General features: G+C 43.7%; 23 protein-coding genes. All 23 read right to left on the bottom strand.

All coding sequences use genetic code 11. The features are described from left to right. Positions 1-66 precede the first annotated feature (66 nt). Complete coding sequence (locus tag D0466_RS07635) at positions 67-1185, bottom strand: Nif3-like dinuclear metal center hexameric protein (RefSeq protein WP_117321905.1); 1119 nt, start codon at positions 1183-1185, stop codon at positions 67-69. Continuing rightward, positions 1182-1892 (bottom strand): tRNA (adenine(22)-N(1))-methyltransferase, encoded by a 711-nt coding sequence (locus D0466_RS07640; RefSeq protein ID WP_117321906.1) that lies wholly within the window; start codon positions 1890-1892, stop codon positions 1182-1184. Before D0466_RS07640 ends, D0466_RS07635 begins: the two co-directional genes overlap by 4 nt. Positions 1893-2129: 237 nt before the next feature. Further along, positions 2130-2495 carry a cytochrome c550 gene (gene cccA, locus D0466_RS07645; RefSeq protein WP_117321907.1) on the bottom strand — a complete coding sequence of 122 codons (366 nt, stop codon included), beginning with the start codon at positions 2493-2495 and terminating at the stop codon, positions 2130-2132. Between the two features lie 193 nt (positions 2496-2688). Further along, positions 2689-3231, bottom strand: a complete 543-nt coding sequence (locus tag D0466_RS07650; RefSeq protein ID WP_117321908.1) for a hypothetical protein — start codon at positions 3229-3231, stop codon at positions 2689-2691. A gap of 126 nt (positions 3232-3357) precedes the next feature. Further along, on the bottom strand, positions 3358-4488 hold the full coding sequence (rpoD, locus tag D0466_RS07655) for an RNA polymerase sigma factor RpoD (RefSeq protein ID WP_117321909.1): 1131 nt from the start codon (positions 4486-4488) through the stop codon (positions 3358-3360). Positions 4489-4528: 40 nt separating this feature from the next. Then, positions 4529-6334, bottom strand: coding sequence for a DNA primase (dnaG, locus tag D0466_RS07660; RefSeq protein WP_117321910.1), 1806 nt, complete (start codon positions 6332-6334; stop codon positions 4529-4531). 43 nt (positions 6335-6377) lie between these two features. Beyond that, positions 6378-6866 (bottom strand): YaiI/YqxD family protein, encoded by a 489-nt coding sequence (locus D0466_RS07665; protein ID WP_117321911.1) that lies wholly within the window; start codon positions 6864-6866, stop codon positions 6378-6380. Positions 6867-7368: 502 nt separating this feature from the next. Then, a complete protein-coding gene (locus D0466_RS07670; protein ID WP_117321912.1) occupies positions 7369-8178 on the bottom strand; it encodes a pyruvate, water dikinase regulatory protein in 810 nt (269 codons plus the stop codon). A gap of 28 nt (positions 8179-8206) precedes the next feature. Then, positions 8207-8845 (bottom strand): helix-turn-helix transcriptional regulator, encoded by a 639-nt coding sequence (locus D0466_RS07675; RefSeq protein ID WP_117321913.1) that lies wholly within the window; start codon positions 8843-8845, stop codon positions 8207-8209. A 192-nt stretch (positions 8846-9037) separates the two neighbouring features. Next, positions 9038-11110 (bottom strand): glycine--tRNA ligase subunit beta, encoded by a 2073-nt coding sequence (gene glyS / locus D0466_RS07680; RefSeq protein WP_117321914.1) that lies wholly within the window; start codon positions 11108-11110, stop codon positions 9038-9040. Further along, positions 11097-11993, bottom strand: a complete 897-nt coding sequence (glyQ, locus tag D0466_RS07685; RefSeq protein WP_117321915.1) for a glycine--tRNA ligase subunit alpha — start codon at positions 11991-11993, stop codon at positions 11097-11099. The genes glyS and glyQ overlap by 14 nt, the downstream gene beginning before the upstream one ends. Positions 11994-12073: 80 nt before the next feature. Then, entirely contained in the window at positions 12074-12256 is a 183-nt protein-coding gene (locus D0466_RS21875) for a hypothetical protein (RefSeq protein ID WP_142919907.1), read from the bottom strand. 99 nt (positions 12257-12355) lie between these two features. Continuing rightward, positions 12356-13108 carry a DNA repair protein RecO gene (recO, locus tag D0466_RS07690; protein WP_117321916.1) on the bottom strand — a complete coding sequence of 251 codons (753 nt, stop codon included), beginning with the start codon at positions 13106-13108 and terminating at the stop codon, positions 12356-12358. A 38-nt stretch (positions 13109-13146) separates the two neighbouring features. Next, positions 13147-13290, bottom strand: a complete 144-nt coding sequence (locus D0466_RS07695) for a YqzL family protein (RefSeq protein ID WP_117321917.1) — start codon at positions 13288-13290, stop codon at positions 13147-13149. 253 nt (positions 13291-13543) lie between these two features. Further along, positions 13544-14473, bottom strand: a complete 930-nt coding sequence (era, locus tag D0466_RS07700) for a GTPase Era (RefSeq protein ID WP_117321918.1) — start codon at positions 14471-14473, stop codon at positions 13544-13546. Beyond that, positions 14466-14864, bottom strand: coding sequence for a cytidine deaminase (locus D0466_RS07705; protein WP_117321919.1), 399 nt, complete (start codon positions 14862-14864; stop codon positions 14466-14468). The genes era and D0466_RS07705 overlap by 8 nt, the downstream gene beginning before the upstream one ends. Positions 14865-14969: 105 nt before the next feature. Then, positions 14970-15350 (bottom strand): diacylglycerol kinase family protein, encoded by a 381-nt coding sequence (locus D0466_RS07710; RefSeq protein ID WP_117321920.1) that lies wholly within the window; start codon positions 15348-15350, stop codon positions 14970-14972. Next, on the bottom strand, positions 15322-15798 hold the full coding sequence (gene ybeY, locus D0466_RS07715; RefSeq protein ID WP_117321921.1) for an rRNA maturation RNase YbeY: 477 nt from the start codon (positions 15796-15798) through the stop codon (positions 15322-15324). Before ybeY ends, D0466_RS07710 begins: the two co-directional genes overlap by 29 nt. Further along, entirely contained in the window at positions 15795-17969 is a 2175-nt protein-coding gene (locus tag D0466_RS07720; protein WP_117321922.1) for an HD family phosphohydrolase, read from the bottom strand. Before D0466_RS07720 ends, ybeY begins: the two co-directional genes overlap by 4 nt. A gap of 534 nt (positions 17970-18503) precedes the next feature. Next, the gene (locus tag D0466_RS07725; protein WP_117321923.1) at positions 18504-19466 is read right to left on the bottom strand and encodes a PhoH family protein; all 963 of its coding nucleotides are present in this window, start codon (positions 19464-19466) and stop codon (positions 18504-18506) included. Positions 19467-19469: 3 nt separating this feature from the next. Then, entirely contained in the window at positions 19470-20657 is a 1188-nt protein-coding gene (yqfD, locus tag D0466_RS07730) for a sporulation protein YqfD (protein ID WP_117321924.1), read from the bottom strand. 16 nt (positions 20658-20673) lie between these two features. After that, positions 20674-20958 (bottom strand): sporulation protein YqfC, encoded by a 285-nt coding sequence (gene yqfC / locus D0466_RS07735; protein ID WP_117321925.1) that lies wholly within the window; start codon positions 20956-20958, stop codon positions 20674-20676. 84 nt (positions 20959-21042) lie between these two features. Beyond that, on the bottom strand, positions 21043-21504 hold the full coding sequence (locus D0466_RS07740; protein ID WP_117321926.1) for a hypothetical protein: 462 nt from the start codon (positions 21502-21504) through the stop codon (positions 21043-21045). Between the last annotated feature and the right edge of the window lie 2 nt (positions 21505-21506).

Consider the following 21506-nt stretch of genomic DNA (forward strand, 5'->3'; position numbering starts at 1 on the left):
ACAGGCCTAAGACCCCCTCGTCCTCGCCTGTGTGCATATCCTTTAGCTTACCCCATATTCCTTGTTTTAAATAAATTTGAAAGGATCAGTGTTCACCTCTGAAGCTATAAAATCAACCTCAAAGTTTTTTTCATTGCTGAGAGAAGTTAAAATGGCTGCGACACCTTTTTTCATAACCTTTTCAACATTATGCCCTGGATCGACAATATTCAGTCCGAGCATCATCGCATCATGGGCTGTATGATAATACATGTCCCCTGTTACGTATACATCCGCCCCCTTGAATTTCGCCTGTGTGATATATTTGTTCCCATCCCCGCCAAGGACGGCTACTCTTTTGATCCGGGAGTTCATGTCACCTACAGCCCTGACTGTATTTACATCGAGAGCAGCTTTCACATGGCCGGCAAACTGTTCAAGAGACATTTCCTCCCGTAACGTTCCGATTCTCCCCAAACCGAGCGGCTTCGGCTTATTCTCGAGCCGATAAACATCATAAGCCGGTTCTTCATAAGGGTGCGATTTGATCATCGCGGACAGCAGTTTCTTTTCGATCTCTTCGTGGAAAATCGTTTCGATCCTTACTTCCTCTACGTCTTGTGGTTTTCCCTGGGTTCCAATTGTTGGATTGGCGTCTTCTCCCGGAAGAAACCTGCCGATTCCTACCGAGGTAAAAGAACAATGGCTATAGTCGCCGATATTGCCAGCTCCGGCGTTTCCTAGCGTGTCCCTAACAAGTTGTTCCGCATCCTTAGGTACATAAACAACCAGCTTTTTGTAGGATGGGTGGTAGGTAGGAACCAGCACCTCGGTATTTTCAAGCTCGAGCGCTTCCGCAAGCAAATCATTCACACCGTTAATTGCAACATCCAGGTTAGTATGGGCCGCGTACACGGCGATATCATTCTTGATCAGCTTTTCGATGATTCTGCCGGCAGGTACATCCGTCATAATTTTTTTTACCGGCCGATATAAGAGGGGATGATGCGCAATGATGAGCTGGACACCTTTCTGAATGGCTTCATCCACAACTTCTTCCAAAACATCCAATGCGATCATTACCTTTGAAACCGGTGTATTCAGCCTGCCGATCTGAAGCCCGACCGGATCGCCCTCCATCGCATACCCTCTCGGAGAAAAGCTTTCGAACAAACCTATTATTTCCGCTCCATTTGGCACTTTCATTCCTCGATAGCCTCCTCTACCATTTGTATTTTTTTCACAAGCTCTGCTCGCTTCCCGTCAATATCCTGGCTTTGGCCCTTTTCTTCGAGCTGCTTAAGGATTTTTTGCCAATGTGCCTTTTCCAGAGACCATTTCTTCCGGAATGTGCCGTTTCGCTCTTCTTTGAGGAAAGGGCCAAGGAAAATGCCGGAATCCCGATTTTTTTGATAAGGGCGTAAAGGGTTCCCTTTTTCTGCAATCAAGATTTCATAGATTTTTTCATCTTCCTCCAGAATCTCTTCATTGATGAGCTCCCAGCCGTTTTCAATCAGCCATGTGCGAATGTTTGAAGCTCCCACATTAGGCTGCAGGATAAGCCGCTTGACTCCATGCAGTTTTTCCTTTCCACGCTCCAGGATATTCGATATCAGGCTTCCTCCCATTCCGGCAATCGTTATGCAGGTGGATTCATTTGGCGAAATAACATCCAACCCGTCCCCTTTTCTGACTTCAATCACATGCTCCAGCCCGGTTTGCTGTACCTGCTGGTGTGCGGACTGATATGGCCCTTCCGCAACTTCACCCGCAATCGCCCTTGAGGCCAGCCCACTTAGAATAGCATAACAAGGCAGGTAAGCATGGTCAGATCCAATATCCGCCAATACACTATTTTTCGGTATATGCTTCGCTACCCTTTCAAGGCGCTTTGATAGTTTTTCATGATTCATTTAATCATCTCGCTTATTGTTTATGTACGCTCCCACTTAGCATTGTAGTTGCTATCCATGTATTATTCAATTCTTCATAAGTGAATTATACCAAAACAATTTCAAGCAAGTACAATAGCTGTTTAAAGGCATTAGACACGACGTATCCCCGCAAACTTTAATGCGTTCGAGAATTGAAAACTTCCAAAACATAAAAAAGGCCGGGATCTCACAGGGAGACTCAGCCAATTCCGTTCATTATTTTAAACCATGGACAAATTTAGCCATCGCGTCCAGATTTTCTTCCGGCACCAGGCCTGCTGGCATTGCGCCTTTACCATTCTGAATAGTATTTTTCACTTCATCTTCAGACAATTTGCTCCCTATACCTTTCAATGCAGGACCGACTCCGCCCTGGTATTGGTCACCATGGCAGCTTACACAGTTTTGCTGATAAATGTCCTCAGGCTTTGCGGAAGCTGTCTGCTCAGTCTTCTTTTCGCCGCCTTCCTTCTCCTTTGCAAGATCCTTGGCATCCCCCAGGCCTTTAAAAGAAAGCATAAACATAAGTCCGATTCCGAAAACCATAATGATTACAAATGGCATAATTGGATTGCGATTCATTGATTTACCTCCCCTTATGTATAACTGCTCTTGAAAAAAATATATACAAACAAGTTATATTTTACTTGAAAACCGTTTCAAGGAAAAGCATAATCTAACAAGATATTGGACAAATTATCAAATTAGACATAATTGTTTCAAATATTTTCACCTTTTCTTTTTGTTAAATTGTGGTTTTTACTTATACTGAATTTTAGTAACCGACATATAATTTAGCCAGGAAGAAAGCGATGAGCCCTGTGCCCAAATACCCTGCGACCGTGAAGTAAGCCATCCCCAGTCGCTTGCCCAGGTATATCCATAAACCCGCATGGCAAAGCAAAAAGAAATACAAAACCCCGACCCTCCCCGGAGCAAAATGCTCCACTGAACTCACAGTAGCCAACAAAAAAAGCAATACGGCCCCTATAAGCGGAATATGATAAGACATCAGCCTTTTTGAAAAATAAGCTGTAATTATCAATAGGGCAAAGATCGAAAAGATTGAGGAACTGATTTGCATTCCATATGGCAATTGAGTAAAATAATTCAAAACCAGCGTTATCGAGATAATGGCTCCGATAATCAGATATGGAAGTCCCAATCTTCTTTTCCCGGGTTTGGCATATGGCTGATTTATTTCTTCCCCTTCACTGTAGAGCGCGAGCAAATATTCGCAATATTGATCAGGAAGCATGCGGCTGTTTTTCCAATAAAGTATTTCTTTTATGATGATTTTTTTACGCATTTCGTTCATGAACGCACATCCACATCACTTAAATTTTCTTATTATATCGGTAAAAAGCTTTTGTTTTTAAATGATAGCGTTTTCCAATTAAATGGAAAAGGAACCAACCAGAGGTTGATTCCAAAGGACATAATTTTATTCTAAGAAGTCTTTCAGCCTTTTGCTTCGGCTAGGGTGCCTTAGCTTGCGCAAGGCCTTAGCTTCGATTTGCCGGATACGCTCTCTTGTGACGCCAAATACCTTGCCAACTTCTTCGAGGGTGCGTGTGCGTCCGTCATCAAGGCCAAAACGGAGCCTGAGCACATTTTCCTCACGGTCCGTCAAGGTATCAAGAACGTCCTCGAGCTGTTCCTTTAAAAGTTCATAGGCAGCATGTTCGGATGGGGAGGTGGCATCCTGGTCTTCAATAAAGTCGCCCAGATGTGAATCATCTTCTTCACCTATAGGCGTTTCAAGAGATACCGGTTCCTGGGCTATTTTCAGGATTTCACGAACCTTATCAGGCGTCAAGTCCATGTCTTCCGCGATTTCTTCAGGAGATGGTTCACGGCCAAGATCCTGCAAAAGCTGCCTTTGAACACGAATCAATTTATTGATTGTTTCCACCATATGGACAGGTATACGGATCGTTCTTGCCTGGTCGGCAATCGCGCGAGTGATGGCCTGGCGGATCCACCAAGTGGCGTACGTACTGAATTTGAACCCTTTTCGGTAGTCAAATTTCTCTACTGCTTTAATTAGGCCCATATTTCCTTCCTGTATTAAATCAAGAAATAGCATGCCGCGGCCCACGTACCGCTTGGCAATGCTGACAACCAGACGGAGGTTGGCTTCAGCCAAACGCCGCTTGGCTTCTTCATCCCCCTCCTCAATGCGTTCCGCAAGCGAGATTTCTTCTTCTGCCGATAACAAATCCACTCGGCCGATTTCCTTTAGATACATCCGTACCGGGTCATTGATCTTAACACCTGGGGGAACGCTTAGATCATTAAGGTCAAATTCCTCTTCCTTATCCAGCTCCTGGGCATTTGGATCCTCGTCATCGTCTTCCTCACTCTCAGTAAGGACCTCAATCCCCTGATCGCTCAGGTATTCATAAAATTCATCCATTTGATCTGAATCCAGTTCAAAGCTTCCGATCCGCTCTGCGATCTTCTCAAGCGTAAGGGATCCGCGCTTTTTCCCTAGTTCGACCAATTGTTCTTTCACTTGATCCAGGCTTACTTCATTCTCAACCTCTTTGGAACGTGCTGGTTTCTCAGCCATATGTTCCCCTCCTTCAAAAACTTCCACTAAAAATGACCCGCTATAATAACTTTCGTAATTGAATGATTTCCATCGCGATCCGGGCCGCCCCTAAATGGTCACTGCGCCGTTCCGCTTCTTTTCTTTCTGCCTCTTTTTCTTTTATCTTTAACATTTTTTCATATTTCAACACTTGTTTTATATAATCTGTCAGCTCTTTATCCGAAACTTCATCATTCACTGACATCATTTCTATTTCAGATACAATCCTTCTGAGGTTTTGATCCGGCAGGTAAGACATGAAAAAGCTCGGATCCGGCTCGTGGCCTTCCTCATAAAATGCATATAAATAGGTTATGATTGCCTGGTGTTCATCAAGGTTAAACAGGTAGCCATCCATCATTTGCTGAATTTTGAATGCAGTTTCTTTGCTCTTAAGCATATGTGAGATCAACTTTATCTCGGCATTGTGATAGGCCGGTTTAAGCTTGTTTTCATATTGCAAGGTGATACTCCTGCCAAGGGGCTGCGTGAAATTCCCTTTCTTCTTTTCGGCGAAAAATATCTTCCTTTGCTGTTGTTCCAAAGCATCAAGCGACAAAGAGAATTCGGATGATAGCTGCCTAAGGTAATGATCTCTTTCGACCGCGTTCGGCAAATGGGAAATTTCGCTTAATACCTCTTCAATATAATGAATGCGTTCTCCTTCATTATTCAGGTTTTTTCCCTTTCGCAAATACTGCATTTTAAAAGCCATATAGGTTAAGCTGGACCCTATTACATCGGAAATGAAACTCTTTTCACCATATTTCTTGATGTAGTCATCGGGATCAAGGCCATCAGGCATAACAGATGCCTTCACCTGAAAACCTGCTTCCGCGAGCATATTTGCTGCCCTGTTTGCGGCAGCCAGCCCGGCCGAATCGGAATCATAACATATGAGAACATGATCGGTGTTTCTTTTTATCAATTTCAAATGCAAGTCTGTCAGCGCTGTCCCCATTGTCGCCACGGCGTTTTCCACGCCAGCGCGCACTGCAGAAATACAATCCGCAAAGCCTTCGAAAAGTACAACCTGTTCTTTTTTCCGGATATGTGGCCTGGCATTGTTGAAATTATAAAGCACTTGGCTTTTATTGAAGATTGGTGTTTCAGGACTGTTCAGGTATTTGGGTTCATCGTCCCCCAGCGCTCTTCCTGAAAACGCAATCGTATTTCCCTGGTGGTCCATGATAGGAAACATGACCCTGTTCCTGAAGCGGTCAAAATATTTTTCATCCCGATCCCTGAAAATGATCAAGCCTGCTTTTTCAAGAATATCGTCAGTATACCCTCTTTTTGTTAAAAATTTATAAACAAAATCCCAGGAATCAAGAGCATAGCCGATTTGGAATTTCTCGATGGTTTCGCTCGTAAACCCCCTGCCAAGCAAATATTCGAGCGCCTCCTGTCCCTCTTTTGTATTTACCAGTAAATGGTGGTAAAATTTCTTTAGAAGGTCATGGGCCTCCATCATCTGCCTTGAAGCTTCCGGAATATTTGATTTCGGCGCGCCCTTTTGAATGTTGATTTCAAGCGGGATATTCGCTTTCTCCGCAAGCGCCCCTGCAGCTTCGACAAAGCTGTAACCTTCGATATCCATTAAAAACGTAAAAATATTTCCGCCTGCACCGCAGCCAAAACAATGGAAAATTTGCTTATCGGGAGATACTGAGAAGGAAGGACTATTCTCACCATGAAAAGGACAAAGGCCGAAATAATTTCGCCCTTGTTTTTTCAGCTGAACATATTCGCCGATCAAGTCGACGATATCCACGGCTTCTCGAATCTGATTTATTTTTTCATCTTCAATTCGGGCATTAGACATCTTTTACACCTTCGTATTTCGGTGATAATTTTTAATTCGATATTTATTCTGTTTCTCCTGCAAAGTTCGACAAAATTTTTGATAGTGTTGTGATAAAATTTGATCGATCTTGTTTCGTGAAGGCTTTGGGCCCTTTTGTATGCTTTCCCTGTCTCCGCAATTTGGCAGATTGGTAACGCATGTCCAGCAGGGCTGCGATGTTGTTATCCCTGTATACCTTTCCCCTGGGCGAAAGTGCATAAACGCTTTTATACAGCAGTGTAGCAGCTAAACCGGTATCTGCCGTTACAACGATGTCACCCTTTTTAACAGCATTAGCTATATAAATGTCCGCCGCTTCCTTTTCGGCATCAACGTATACCCACTTCCCCTCCGGTTCATTCATCATGTTTTTATATGATGCAACAAAACAAACCGGGACTTCGTGCAATTTTGCACATTGGAGGATTTCAGCCTTAACAGGACACGCATCCGCATCGACGTAAATGGTTTGTTCATGGCCACTCTGATGTAATTCTACATCTTTCTGCATATTCCTTTTTTTCTCCTTCAATGTTTGTGGAGATAAAAAACGGATTTGTCGAAATTCATTTTATCCAATAACTTGACTTTCCATCCGTAATAGTTTATTCCGTATTGTACCGGTCTAAACCTTCATAATTCATTTTTCTCACAATTTTTTATTATAGTACATTTTAGGCAACTGTGCCATAATTAAAACCTGTAACAAGAGATTTTTTTGTAAAAGCGAAGACAATGGTGCAGCCCGGACATACGACATACAAAATGCGGGCCACATAGGAGAAGCCATAAGGACGTTAAGCACTTAGTCTTTTTTCAGTCCTTATAACATAAGAAAGTTTAATACTTTATAATCTGCAAAACAAAAGAGCCGGCACAAAAAGTGTCGGGTCATACAGGGCAAAACCCCTCAAAGGTAAACATATGTATAAAACACATTCATTAGAATAATTTTTACACGTATATTTACTATAAGCTTTGCCCCGCAACCTGTCCACAAATATGCCGGTTCCTTAAATATTGCGGTTTTGAATGATATGGATGATTGTGTTCGCGGTCTCTTCCACGGCCTTGTTCGTAACATCGATAATGGGACAATTTAATTTCGAAACGGTTTTTTCAAAATAGCGCAGCTCTTCCTTGATTCTTTCCATGTTTGCATATATCGCATGGTCATTCAGACCCAGTGATTTTAACCGTTCCTTGCGGATATGGTTGAGTTTTTCCGGACTGATCTTCAAGCCGAAACACTTCTCGGGCGGCACAAGGAATAATTCTTCCGGCGGCTCCACTTCCGGAACCAGCGGTACATTGGCCACTTTAAAGCGCTTATGTGCAAGGTATTGCGAAAGAGGGGTTTTCGATGTCCTCGATACGCCCACAAGCACGATATCAGCCCTGAGGATGCCGCGCGGGTCCCGTCCGTCATCATACTTTACGGCAAATTCTATTGCTTCTACACGTTTAAAGTATTCGTCGTCCAGTTTCCTGACCATGCCGGGTTCATTCAACGGTAAGGCGTCTCCCCTTTGCTGGAGAATATCGATTAAAGGCCCGATAATGTCATAGGCCAGGATACCTTGGTCTCCCGCCTGCTCCTTCATATAATGCCTGATATTAGGTTTCACTAAAGTGTAAGCGATAATCGCATTGTTCAATTTTGCAAGAGAGATTACTTCATCCACGTTCTGTTCATCTTCCACATATGGTATGCGCTTGATCGAGAAAAGCGGGCCGGCAAATTGGCTTGCAGCGGCTTTTGTGACTAACTCAGCAGTCTCTCCCACTGAATCGGATACAACATAGATAATTGTACTATTCATTTACATCCATCCCCCATGCATGACTAACCTATAAGCTCTCATTGGCAAGCGCCAAGAAAGCTTTTGTAATATTGGTCTTGGTAATTCTCCCGACGACTTCAAACCCTTGTTCTGTCTCCCTTACTACAGGCAATGCATCGATTTGCTTCTCAATCAGCTTATTCGCCACATCGATCAATAAATCTTCCTTCATGCACATTGTAATATTCGGCATCCTCGTCATGATGATATTGACCGGAATGGCAGAGAGCTCCTGCTTTCCGATGCTTGCTCGAAGCAAATCCTTACGGGACAAAACGCCCACAAGCAAAGATTTTTTATCAACGACAAACAAAGTTCCAATATCTTCAAGAAACATCGTGACTATCGCATCATATACAGAAATGCCTTCTCCGATTACCACAGGAATCGACTGATAATCTTTCACATGCAGTTTCTTTAAATTATCTGTTAACAGCTGGGACCCGGATTTCCCCGTATAGAAGTACCCGACCCGGGGCCTTGCATCCAGAAAGCCGGCCATCGTCAATATCGCCAAATCCGGCCTTAATGTGGCCCTGGTCAAATTCAGTTGATCCGCAATATTCTCGCCGGTTATCGGCCCATTGTCTTTCACAATTTGTAAAATCTGTTCCTGACGTTTATTTAATTCGATTTTAAACACCACCCTACTGCGCAGCCGCAGAGAAAAGTTAATATGCTATACTATATTTCAATATTATATACTATTTACCCGTTGAAGGAATATGTTTTTTAGGGCTTTTTGTGAACTTCCTTATGGATTTTGATAAAGGGTGCATTTATGAAACGAGAAAGCGGCCCGCCAAAGAGATTTCCCTCTTTACCGGGCTGCATTGTATCAGGAAACAAGGATTTTATTCATTGCAGCAAATCCGTTTATCAACTCGCTGATTTCCTTCATCAAAGAAAGCCGGTTACTGCGCAGTTTTTGATCTTCAGCCATTACCATGGTGTGTTCAAAGTAGTTTTCAATCTCCGTTTTCATTGAAACCAATAGCTCAAACTTGTCGGTTTCATTTGAAGCTGTCCGGTAATCTGTTAAAACCGACTGGTACTTATCATACAGAGCAGCTTCGGATTCATTTTCGAACAAGGATGGGGATACATCCGCCTTATTTTCGCACTTAACGGCAATATTCATAACTCTGCTTAATGCCTCAAGGCTCTCTTTAAACCCGGCCATTTGTTTTTTTGCATCTAACACAGCAGCCCTTTCTGCCAGGGAAGCAACATTGCCAATCTGATTTTCTAATATAGAATCGATCAGGTCATACCTGATGCCCATTTCGTTCAGTAAATGTTTCACTCGGGCCTTGAAAAACTGAACCAGATCCGCTAATGTTTCCGTTCGGTCTCTCTTAAGGATTCCTCTGGCTTCTATTTCTTCAAGGGAAGCAGCGATGATTTCTTCTAAAGTAATATCCCACTTCTTCTCGGCAAGAATCTGGACAATGCCGCTCGCCTGCCTTCTCAACGCATACGGATCCTGGGAACCGGTCGGAATAACCCCGATTGCAAAGAAGGCAACAATTGTATCCATCTTTTCAGCAACGCTTAGAATCGCACCTGGATCCGATGGCGGGATGCTGTCATCAGCATGCCTTGGCATATAGTGTTCATTGATTGCAGCGGCTACTTCTTTGGGTTCACCCATTAGCAATGCATATTTTTCGCCCATATACCCTTGAAGTTCAGGGAACTCGTATACCATGTGAGTGACTAGATCAAATTTAGCAATTTTAGCTGCACGGGCGGTGATTTTTGCTTCATTTTCATTTAACCTGAGCGCCGATGACAGTTCGCCCGTTAGCTTTTGTACCCTTATTGTTTTTTCAGCAAGTGTGCCGATTTCTTCATGGTATACAATGTTGTCAAGCTTTTTAAGCGTTGTGCCGATATCACGTTTTTGATCCTCTTTATAGAAGAATGAAGCATCGGACAATCTTGCCCTCAATACCTTTTCATTCCCTTTTGAGACTTTTTCGAGATAGCGGTCATCCCCATTTCTCACCGTTACGAAAAAAGGAAGTAGATTTCCGTCCCTGTCTTTTACAGGGAAATAGCGCTGATGTTCCTTCATGGAAGTAATTAATACTTCCTGGGGCAATTGGAGAAATTCCTCCTCAAAGCGTCCGAATAACACGGTAGGGTACTCGACAAGATTATTGACTTCTTCGAGCAGGTCTTCATCTACAGGAATGGCCCAGTCTTGATCTTTTTCAAGTTTTTCGATGCCTGAAAGGATCATATTCCTTCTTTTCTCAGGGTCTGCAACGACAAATTGCTCCAGCAACACCGATTCATATTGTTCAGGCGTTTTAATGACGGCGTCTCTTCCAAGGAAGCGGTGCCCCCTCGTTTCATTCCCCGAAGAAACATGTGTAATGCCAAAAGGAATCACGTCATCCCCAAATAGCGCGATGATCCATTTAATTGGGCGGATATAGCGTAAATCCTGATTGGCCCAGCGCATATTCTTCGGGAAGGACATACCGGTTATGATATCTTTTAATTCGGGAAGTAAGCTTATCGTTGGCTGTCCTTTAATGAATTTATCCACATAAACATATTCAATGCCGCCGACTTCTTTAAAATAGATATCATCGACCGATACTCCCTGTCCCCTCGTAAATCCAAGAGCCGCTTTAGACCAATTGCCGTTTTCATCCTGGGCAATCTTCCGTGCCGGCCCTTTGGCTTCTTCATTGATATCGTTCTGGGCTTCAGCCGTATCTTTTATCCTGACAGCAAGCCGCCGGGGAGTGGAAAACAATTGTACTGCTCCAAAATCGATTGATTTATCAGTCAGCCACTTTTCAATCTTCTCAGCCAGCTGCACCATCGATGATGTTACATAACGCGCGGGCATTTCCTCAAGCCCGATTTCCAGTAATAAATCACGCTTGCTCATTAATTGCCTCCCCTTTCTGCTTAAGTATTGGGAATCCCATCTTTTCTCTTTCTTCATAGAACGTCTTCGCTACTTTTCTGGCAAGATTCCGGCACCGGGCAATATATCCGGTTCGCTCGGTAACGGATATTGCACCTTTGGCGTCCAAAAGGTTAAAAGTATGGGAGCATTTCAACACATAATCATATGCCGGATGGACAAGGCCTTCTTCCATCTGGCGGTGAGCTTCTTTTTCATACATGTTGAAAAGCTGGAACAGCATATCCAAATCGGAAGTTTCAAATGTATATTTTGAGTGCTCGTATTCAGGCTGAAGGAATATATCCCGTACAGTGAATCCTTCCGTCCATTCCAGGTCGAAAACATTTTCTTTTTCTTGAATATAGGAAGCTAACCTTTCAATGCCATATGTGATTTCTACAGACACGGGCTTGCAGTCAAGTCCGCCGACCTGCTGAAAGTAAGTAAATTGCGTGATTTCCATACCGTCGAGCCATACTTCCCATCCGAGCCCTGCACATCCAAGCGAAGGGTTTTCCCAGTTATCTTCGACAAAGCGAATATCATGCTCAAGCGGCTCGATTCCAAGAGCACGAAGGGAGTCGAGATATATTTCCTGAATGTTGTCGGGAGAAGGCTTCATGATCACCTGGAACTGATGATGCTGGTACAAGCGGTTCGGGTTCTCGCCATACCTTCCGTCTGCCGGCCGTCTTGAGGGCTCGACATAAGCAACATTCCATGGTTCAGGCCCGATAGCCCGAAGGAACGTATAGGGGCTCATCGTCCCGGCCCCTTTTTCCGTATCATAGGCGTTCATGAGGATACAGCCATGATCGGACCAATGCTTTTGCAAAGTTAGTATCATGTTTTGAATATTCATACAGCACCTCCAAAAAGTTTGGTAACTCTAATCGGCAGCGTGCCGGGAGAAGAAAACGCAAAAACCCCCCGCCACTATGCCTAAAATGCATAGGGACGAGAGGTTACCCGCGGTTCCACCCTATTTGCCGAAAGACCGGCCTCTTTATCTGCTTTTGCAGCAGTCCACTTCGCTCCGGAACGCCTTCCCTGATTTTCCATATCCCGGCTCACACCATCCCGGGTTCGCTTGTATGGAGGATACCAGGTACTCCTCTCCATCATTGCAACAAATATTATGAAATAGATTTTAACCAACCAGTGAGTAAAAGTCAAGAAATGCATAGCGCGATAAACTCAGAATCAAGAAACCCAAGCCAAACGTTAAAGCATATCTTTCATCTTGTCCAGCTGCTTTAAGAACTTTTTTGATTTCAATTGCAAACCGGAATATTCATCATAATAAGCGTCAATCACACGCTGAAGCTCTTTTTTCGTTTCCGGCTTTACCGATATATTTCCAAGCCTTGCTAAATCAAAATAATAAAAAAGCCGCAAAAGCTTAACCGCTGAAGGGGAAATCTTAAAATGATAGGGATCCTTATGAACACATCTGTGGCAAATAAAACCGCCTTCACGCAACGAAAAAGAAAACTCCCCTTCCGTTTCACCACAAACCGCACATTGGTTAAGCATCGGTGCCAAACCATTTACCTGGAGCATCTTCATTTCAAAAATATATTTCAGAACCTCTGCATCGTAACCTTCATTTATGTAATTCAATGTTTGGTATAGCAATTCAAACAGAAACGGGTTCGGCTTTTTATCCTCCACGCTTTTATCAAGGAGTTCTACGATATAGGATGCGTACGCAGTGGCAAAAATGTCCTCCCGGATGGACCTCATCGAGTTCACCGTTTCACCCTGCTGCAGGCTGCCTAGCCCGCTTGATGCCTGGACAAGAAAATAGCCGTAATAAAAAAGCTGTGTGACGGCCGAGAGACGGCTGTTTGGTTTATTGGCGCCCCTGGCCATCGCACCAGTTTTTCCCCATTCACGGGTATATAGCGTAATAATTTTATTGCTTTCTCCATAGTCTGTTCGCCGTATGACAATGCCTTCACATTTTTCCAGCAAGCGATGCCACCTCCCAATCCTTCAGGGGGCAAGAGCAACTAAGTGATGGGAAAATCAATATCTGCTAGTTCTTCACTTGTACTGTCGGGTCGTTCCTGTCGCTCCACCTCTAATTCTTTAAAAAGAAGGTAGGTGTCGACATTGCCTGTCTGGCTGAACACTTTCCATGTAAAATCCAACATAAAAAAGCCCACCTTTCATGTGACTAGCATATTTAAATTCCAACCTTAGGATTATCTTGACCGTTCTCTCTCCAAATCATGAGAAGCAAAAAATGTTAGGAATAAAATTCGAATTTGCCTAGCGCCCCGCGCGTAAGGAACATCGATAAAACGTCTCCCACGTCCTCATGTCTTCATCGGTACTAGTACTCCCTGTAAGCCATAGCTGGAGAATATTAATTCTGGAATTAACCCTCTTTCGTAAATACAAAAATTAATATTCATCCTCATTGAAACCAAAATCCCGTAATTGGGACATCTTATTGCGCCAATCCTTTTGCACCTTCACCCAAAGCTCAAGAAAAACCTTCGAACCAAGAAGGTTTTCGATATCCACCCTTGCGCGCTGTCCTACTTCCTTCAGCATTTTACCCTGTTTCCCGATTACAATCCCCTTTTGTGAATCCCTCTCGACAATGATGGTTGCCATTACATTAATCGTCTCGCTGTTTTCCATTTTCTTTATGGAATCGATCACGACAGCAATGGAATGCGGGATTTCCTCGCGTGTGAGATGCAGCACTTTTTCCCGTATCAATTCAGATATTATGAAACGTTCCGGATGGTCGGTGACCTGGTCCGCAGGATAAAACTGCGGGCCTTCCGGCAGATGTTGTTTAATTTGCCCAAGCAAGGTTTCAACATTGTTTCCTTCCAATGCTGATATTGGTACAACAGAAGAAAACGGATATAAATGCTGGTACTTTTCAATCAGTGGCAGCAGCTGGTCGGGATGCACCTGGTCGATTTTATTGACAACGAGAAAAACCGGTGTCTTGACTGACTTTAGTTTCTCGATAATGAATTCGTCACCGCGGCCAAGGCCCTCGACAGCATTGATCATGAATAAAATCAAATCCACTTCTTTTAGTGTATTCGTGGCTACCTTCATCATGAAATCGCCAAGTTTATGCTTTGGTTTATGGATTCCCGGTGTATCGATAAAAATCATTTGAGCGTCACTCAGGGTGAGAACGCCCTGCACTTTATTTCGTGTAGTTTGCGGTTTATCGCTCATGATTGCGATCTTTTGGCCGATCACCCTGTTTAAAAATGTGCTTTTCCCGACATTGGGCCTGCCGATTATTGAAATAAATCCCGATTTATGTTCCTTCGACCCTGTATCATCAAATAATTTATTCATGTAAATCCTCCGGTGAAAAAGCTCCTGGAAGCAATTCCTCTACTGTTAATTCTTTAATATCCCCGTTTAAGTTCGTTAAAACAATTTTCATGCCGCTATCGCATAATTCAGATATGACCTGCCGGCATGCACCGCATGGCGGGACTGGCCTATTTGTATCCGCCACCACGGCAAGCAGCTTAAATTTTTTATCGCCTTCGGAAACGGCTTTAAAAAGCGCGGTACGTTCAGCGCAATTCGTCATGCTATAAGCCGCATTTTCAATATTGCAACCATGGTATACCCGGCCGTCTGTTGTGAGCAATGCCGCCCCTACTCCAAATTTCGAGTAGGGCACATAGGCTTTTTCCCTGGCTTTTTTCGCTTCTTCAATTAATTTCTCGAGTTCCATTGACAATCATCATCCTTTCGAAAAAAGGGGATGCAATCTAATTGTAACGCATCCTCACTTGTCTTGAATACCAATCTTAGGTTTAAAACAGCTCATTATCTTCGTCTAAAAAATTTTCGGCACAAAAATAATCAACCCAATAATCGTGGAAAATATTGCGTAAACAAACACTGCCCCGGCTGCAATATCCTTTGCCTGCTTGGCGAGCGGGTGAATTTCCCCGGTAATGAGATCGACGGTTCTTTCAATGGCCGAATTTACGAGCTCAAGTGCGATGGTACCAAAAATGGCTGTCAGCAGAAACAACCATTCCAGACGGGAAACCGAGAAGTACCATCCTATCAAAATGACAGCAATACCGGAAGCCAGGTGGATTTTGATATTCCTTTCTGTTTTAACTACCCCTGCGATTCCCTGCAATGCAAATGCAAAGCTCCTTAACAGCGAATGCCCCCGTTTACGCTTCTCTCGTAAGCCCATACTCATCTAAAATTTCCTTCTGTTTGCCAAACATAACTTTCTCATCCGCTTCATTCATGTGGTCATATCCCAATAAGTGCAATAATCCATGAAGGGCGAGAAAGCCTAATTCCCTTTCAAAAGAATGGCCATATTCCCCTGCCTGTTCTCTTGCCTTATCCAAACTGATGATAATGTCACCGAGCATCCGTGGTATATCCGCTCCAACGATTTCGACTTCATCTTCCCCCATTTCTTCCATAGCAAAAGATATCACATCGGTGGGCGCATCTTTGCCGCGGTATTCTTTATTGATATCCCTGATTCTGTTGTTGTCGACAAATGTGACAGAAAGCTCGCTGCCCTGCTCAACCTGTTCAAACTCTGCCGCAAATTGCAGCACGCCCTCAACAAGGCTCCTTGCTTCCATACTTATCTTTTCCGTTTCGTCAATAAAATCAATAATCAATATCATGGTTCCACCTTCTGTTCCAGTTTAGGGAGTTCAGGATACTCAATTCGCGAATGGAAAATGCCGTTGAGTGTTTCACATAGGGATTGCTTTACAATCCGCAATTCTTTCAACGTTATATCGCATTCATCAAATTGGTGATCATTTATTCTCTCGTTAATGATTTTCTCTACCAGATCTTCAATTTTCTCCGGAGTCGGCTGCACCATAGACCTTACTGCCGCCTCGACGCTGTCTGCTATGCCGACCACGGCAACTTCCTTCGTCTTCGCTTTTGGGCCCGGATAGCGGTATTCTTCTTCTTTAACATCTTCTCCCAGCTTCAAAGCTTTATGATAGAAAAATTTCAGCAGCGTGGTTCCGTGATGCTGCTGTGCGATATCGGCTATCTCCTGGGGTAACTTGTATTTTACTAGCATCTCGGCTCCATCAGATGCATGGGCTATAATGATATCCCTGCTCGTGGCTGGCGGAAGCCTATCATGCGGATTTTCAATATTCATCTGATTTTCAATGAATAATTGAGGACGTCTCGTCTTGCCTATGTCATGATAATAGCAGCCTACCCGGGCCAGCAGCCCATTCGCCCCGATGGCCTCGCATGCTGAATCAGCAAGATTCGCAACCATGACGCTGTGATGATAAGTCCCCGGAGCCTCGGTCAGGATTTTACGGAGCAGCGGATGGTTCGGGTTTGAAAGCTCCAAAAGCTTTATCGATGAAAGAATGCCGAACCCGGCCTCAAAAAATGGAAGCAGCCCGATTGTCAAAACTGAAGACGATATACCGGAAACTAGCGCGCCGGTCAGGTAATACAAATATTCCATTTTGGAATAATTCCCATCCATGATAAATAGAATGGCAAATAAAAGGGCAATGTTTATCATAGAAAGCAATAGGCCTGCCTGGAGGATTTTCGTCTTGAAGTTTTTCTTTGAAAGAATGATAATTGCGGCAAGCCCGCTGAACATAATATATAATCCGATGGAGGGATCAAGGTTTCCCGGGTTATCCCCGTTGAAGACGATTGTCCCAAACCCGCCGAGGATAGCCATAATGGCCGCTGAGAACCGTTCGTTTAACAAATTCTTGATTAACATAGCTGCCATGGCCGCCGGAAAATAAAAGCCCAGTTCATTGTATCCCAGTGACGAGATAATGCTGAAAATTTTCATCATCGAAATGGATAGAACAAGGACAATGCTGAATACCAGCATCTGGGTTATTTTCCTTTCTTCAGGATGATCGCCTAAATAAAAATAGTAGTAGATTGCCCCGAAAATAAGGGTGAGGAACAGGAATAGACCAAGATAGGGAAAGACTGTTTTATCGTTATCCATGAATCCTGCAAGCTCTAGCTGGCGGAAGATCTCCCGGTCAATCAGCTGTCCTTCCTCCACGATGATTTGCCCTTGAAGAATTTTCACCGGATCTACTGACTCTACCGCCTTTCTACGCTGTTCCTCCGTTTTATCCTTATCAAAGAACACATTCTGTATGATAGAATTGCGGGCAATGACAATGGAAGCATTTTTCAATTCATTATCCAGGCTCGCATATATCAATTCTTCTTCTGCCCGTTTTTTGGCATTTTCAACCTGACCGGATTCAATTCTTTCGTTCATCACATTGTTCACGGCCGTAATCGTCAAATCTTTGGAAATCTTAAGATCGGATTCATCTGCTTTTACTAGCGCAAGAAATACTGATTCGGGGATATCTTTATTCACTTCATCCGTCAGCTTTTCCCTAAGCATGGCTGCCTGCTCGGCAGGAGTCTTTGTGACTGCTTTACTATCCCCGCCAGCTTCCTCATCAGATGTTCCATGGTCCTTTTCGGTCTCAATTTTCACTTCAATCGCGGAATCATAAATGGAAGCCACCAGGTCGACTTTATTTTCCGCGTATTCTTTTTTTAACGTATTCACGTCAGGTACTTGAGTAAGAACTTCTTCCTTCGCTTGCTCAGTCTTGTATGTATCCTCAACTGTTTTCGTAGCCCTGATCGTTTGTTCGGCAGGCTTTAGCAGCTCTATATTCACTTTTTCGGGTTTGACGTTTGGATACATCATTAAATAGGTGTATGCACCCAGAATGACAAACAGCAAAATTTGAAAAAAACGGTTTCCGAGCAAATCCTTCAACCTGGTTAAATTATCCTGCAAAAAACTCAAGATTTCCCCCTCCTTTTCAAAAAGCGGAAGCGCCTAATTCCCAGGGATCGCCCACTAACCACTGCCACGTCCTGCCGCAAACATCGACATCACCCGAGGAATGCTTGCGAGAAACGCATCGCAGCAAAAAATCTTGTTTTTTTGGTGACGTCCAGTACAAGCCCGAGCAGCAAAAGATAGACCTCGGTCGGCCTAGTAAGAATCGTCAGATAAAAACTGTCATGTCAACTCCCTGTAATGAACGCTAACATCACCACATCGTGCGGAAACCCGGACGGGCCGGCTTATGACGATGAGGCCGACCAAGACGCCACATCCTTGGGCAAAGTCGACTCTAACAATTCCTATTCGCGGGGTAAGGCTGCGTAGCTGGACAACCCTAAAAATTATCAAAAGAAACTCATTAATAATAAGAGAACAAGAAAAATTATTTTGCTTAATTATGTAAAATGATAACAGTTTTCTCAGAAACTTTCATCCTGATTATGCATGCAGAAGAAAAATCCGCCCGGATGAGCGGATTTTGAAGAATTATTATTCATTTGTTTTTTCATAAGCTGAAATAATTTTCGCCACAAGAGGATGCCTGACTACGTCGCTTTGTTCCAGATAAATAAACGAAAGGCCGGGTACACCCTTTAGGATATCGGCTGCAGCTATCAGTCCTGACTTTACGCCCTTTGGCAAATCGATTTGTGATTGGTCGCCGGTAATAACCATATTTGAACCAAAACCAAGCCGGGTCAGAAACATTTTCATCTGGGCCTGGGTAGTGTTTTGGGCTTCATCCAGGATGACAAAGGCGTCGTCGAGAGTTCTTCCCCTCATGTATGCCAAGGGTGCGATTTCAATCGTTCCCCTTTCGATCAGCCTTTGGGTATGCTCCATGCCCATCAAGTCATGCAGTGCATCATAAAGCGGCCTTAAATACGGGTCAACTTTCTCCTTTAAGTCACCGGGAAGGAAACCGAGGCTTTCTCCCGCTTCCACCGCAGGCCTTGTCAGGATAATCCGCTTTACCTGGCCATTTTTCAATGCATTTATGGCCATGACCACTGCTAAATAGGTCTTTCCTGTCCCGGCAGGACCTATGCCGAAAACAAGGTCGTTCTTCCTGATTGCCGATATATATTGGCGCTGGCCGAGAGTCTTGACACGTATTGATTTTCCCTTGGCCGTTTTAGCGATTTCTTCTTCGTATAGTTCATGGAAGTATTCCAGGGTTCCCTTTTTGGAAAGTTCTATTGCGTACACAACATCGCGGGAACTGATATTAATCCCTTTTCTGATGACAGTAAGCAGTTCTTTTAGGATATTTTCTGCATGTGCCGCATTTTCCAGCTCACCTGCAACGGATATCCCCCCACCCCGGGTAATAATTGACACATTCAGTTCTTCCTCAAGTACTTTTACATTGGAATCAGCATTCCCCAATAGGGCGAGCGCTTCATTTGGCGATTCAAGTTCTAGATTTATCACTTTTAGGTCTTCTGGCATTCGTTAGTCTCCTTGGATGATCGGTTGTCCGGCCGCAATATTTTCAATAACCTGGTAGAGAATGATTAATTTAACTTTACCATTCTGATTGGTTGTGTGTAAAATTTTTTCTTTTTTTATTTCTGCATCAGCCGGCAATTGTTTTTTAAGATCGGCCCTGCCCATCTTGGCCGCTTCCTTATGGGCTTGCGCCGGGGTGTATTCCCTCACGATATCCTCTTTACTTCGTTTGGTCTCCGTCTTATAGCCTATCGGAAGTTCCCATTTCAGAAAGTGGAACGGCCTTACTGTCGTATCTTTCTCAAAATGCTTGTACCCTGGATCTTTAAAGCCCCAGATAGGAAGGGAAAAATTTCCGATTGATAAAAAATGCTTTGTCATTTCATCACCATTAAAAACAGAGAAGTTGGATTTCAACGGGACTTCAATAGTAGAGTTATACCACGTCTCGCCCAATATAACACCTCTCGCTGACACAACTTTAGGGGTGTCTTCTTTTCCAATTATTCCTGATACAAGGAGCTGCCCCTTGTATACATTATCGTTAACTTTAATCATAGGTTGTCCCTTTTCAACGAACATATCAGCAATAGTAGCTTTTTTCTTGGCCACCAGATTTTGTGGCGACAGCTTTTTTTCGGCCTTTGGCTGCTTTTTCTCAACAACCTGGAAATGGTAGGTTGTCCCTTTTAATTCCACACCTATCCAGGTCAAGGCGCTCACATTATCGGAAAGTTTCCGCTGGATCGTATCGACATCGTCAAGCAGGAACTGGACTTTTCCAATTTTCACACCCATTTTGTCTAATTCTTTTCGTATGGCATATTCCGTTTCCGGATTGGCGTTATGTATCTCTATGCCCCATACCATATTCGAAAGTACGAAGAGGCAGACCAGAAATGCAAGGCTGCCTGCCAAGAAGCCGCTGTTTTTCAGCAACCTCCTCAGCAGGAACGGCCCACCTTTCCCGCTTATGAAAGTCACTTTACAATCACTGCTCCTGACTGTCTCGCGAAGTTTCGGAACCTCTTTCAGGTCGATGCAGAATACAAGGGAGTCGGTTCCCGCGCGCTTAACATCCCATATAGGGATGCCTTTTTTTAGCAGAGCGTTGATCAGCCTCTCGGTTCCCTTTCCGTTTGCCTTCACTATTACATATCCCGTATAGAAGTTTGTCCATTGATTCTTCATCGGTTTCCTCCCGGTATCACTCTTTAATAAAATAAACCTGGTCTATTCTCCCCTGCAGCATGATTTCTTCAGGCAAGATTGTTTTGATGACAAATTCATTCCCCTTTATTAGAAGCTGGCCCTTTTTTAACATAAGCCGCACCTCCGTATCAGTAAAAGTAAGCAATCCTCTATGGTTTTCAATATATATATGCAATTGTCCGATCAATGTGATTCTCGGCAGGTCCATCATGACATCTTGCGGAAGGTCCATGGTTTTGACGAGCAGATTTTTAATGTTTTGCCCCCATTTAGGTGCCATAAAAAAGAACCCCCTTTCATCTCAAATGTATGAAATGAAAGGGGGTTCTAGCACAGTTTTTTCCGTAGACCGCAGAGCTTCACGCTATCTTCTTCTTCTCTGCTTTGATTTCGGCGGGCCAAGGACCTCCGCCATGATGATGCCGTCCATAAGTTTTTGCCTGTCAAAGCGCAGATCCGTTTGTTCGATAGGTATTTTGTTTTCCTCTGCCACTTTGTGAAACACCACTGATTGGTGTTTTGCATGGTCAGGGAGCATTGATTCTCTCGCTTGGTGCAGCTTGGCCTCGATATCACCGACCGCCTTTTCCAAATGGCTGCGGGATTGTTTAACGTCATCTTGCTGGCGTTGTGGCTTTTTTTCTGTTGATTTTTTTTCCGGATAATTTTCTTCCCAGGCTTCTTTAAGAATCTCCGGTATCTTTTTTCTCTTTTCTGTCTGTTCTGTTCTGGATGCCCCCCATTTCCCTATAACGGATGAGAGGACACCAATAACTATTATAATAACGGGTAGATTACTTATTAATAAATCAAATAAAAAGTCCATCC

The sequence above is a fragment of the Peribacillus glennii genome (genome assembly GCF_003429105.1).
In the GTDB taxonomy this organism is placed as follows: Bacteria; Bacillota; Bacilli; order Bacillales; family DSM-1321; genus Peribacillus; species Peribacillus glennii.

Bases quoted from the DNA above. Each gene is read 5' to 3' on its own strand.
- D0466_RS07635 (WP_117321905.1), bottom strand. From the start codon at position 1,185: ATGAAAGTGCCAAATGGAGCGGAAATAATAGGTTTGTTCGAAAGCTTT.
- D0466_RS07640 (WP_117321906.1), bottom strand. From the start codon at position 1,892: ATGAATCATGAAAAACTATCAAAGCGCCTTGAAAGGGTAGCGAAGCAT.
- cccA (WP_117321907.1), bottom strand. From the start codon at position 2,495: ATGAATCGCAATCCAATTATGCCATTTGTAATCATTATGGTTTTCGGA.
- D0466_RS07650 (WP_117321908.1), bottom strand. From the start codon at position 3,231: ATGAACGAAATGCGTAAAAAAATCATCATAAAAGAAATACTTTATTGG.
- rpoD (WP_117321909.1), bottom strand. From the start codon at position 4,488: ATGGCTGAGAAACCAGCACGTTCCAAAGAGGTTGAGAATGAAGTAAGC.
- dnaG (WP_117321910.1), bottom strand. From the start codon at position 6,334: ATGTCTAATGCCCGAATTGAAGATGAAAAAATAAATCAGATTCGAGAA.
- D0466_RS07665 (WP_117321911.1), bottom strand. From the start codon at position 6,866: ATGCAGAAAGATGTAGAATTACATCAGAGTGGCCATGAACAAACCATT.
- D0466_RS07670 (WP_117321912.1), bottom strand. From the start codon at position 8,178: ATGAATAGTACAATTATCTATGTTGTATCCGATTCAGTGGGAGAGACT.
- glyS (WP_117321914.1), bottom strand. From the start codon at position 11,110: ATGAGCAAGCGTGATTTATTACTGGAAATCGGGCTTGAGGAAATGCCC.
- glyQ (WP_117321915.1), bottom strand. From the start codon at position 11,993: ATGAATATTCAAAACATGATACTAACTTTGCAAAAGCATTGGTCCGAT.
- D0466_RS21875 (WP_142919907.1), bottom strand. From the start codon at position 12,256: ATGATGGAGAGGAGTACCTGGTATCCTCCATACAAGCGAACCCGGGAT.
- D0466_RS07695 (WP_117321917.1), bottom strand. From the start codon at position 13,290: ATGTTGGATTTTACATGGAAAGTGTTCAGCCAGACAGGCAATGTCGAC.
- era (WP_117321918.1), bottom strand. From the start codon at position 14,473: ATGAATAAATTATTTGATGATACAGGGTCGAAGGAACATAAATCGGGA.
- D0466_RS07705 (WP_117321919.1), bottom strand. From the start codon at position 14,864: ATGGAACTCGAGAAATTAATTGAAGAAGCGAAAAAAGCCAGGGAAAAA.
- D0466_RS07710 (WP_117321920.1), bottom strand. From the start codon at position 15,350: ATGAGTATGGGCTTACGAGAGAAGCGTAAACGGGGGCATTCGCTGTTA.
- ybeY (WP_117321921.1), bottom strand. From the start codon at position 15,798: ATGATATTGATTATTGATTTTATTGACGAAACGGAAAAGATAAGTATG.
- D0466_RS07725 (WP_117321923.1), bottom strand. From the start codon at position 19,466: ATGCCAGAAGACCTAAAAGTGATAAATCTAGAACTTGAATCGCCAAAT.
- yqfD (WP_117321924.1), bottom strand. From the start codon at position 20,657: ATGAAGAATCAATGGACAAACTTCTATACGGGATATGTAATAGTGAAG.
- yqfC (WP_117321925.1), bottom strand. From the start codon at position 20,958: ATGGCACCTAAATGGGGGCAAAACATTAAAAATCTGCTCGTCAAAACC.
- D0466_RS07740 (WP_117321926.1), bottom strand. From the start codon at position 21,504: ATGGACTTTTTATTTGATTTATTAATAAGTAATCTACCCGTTATTATA.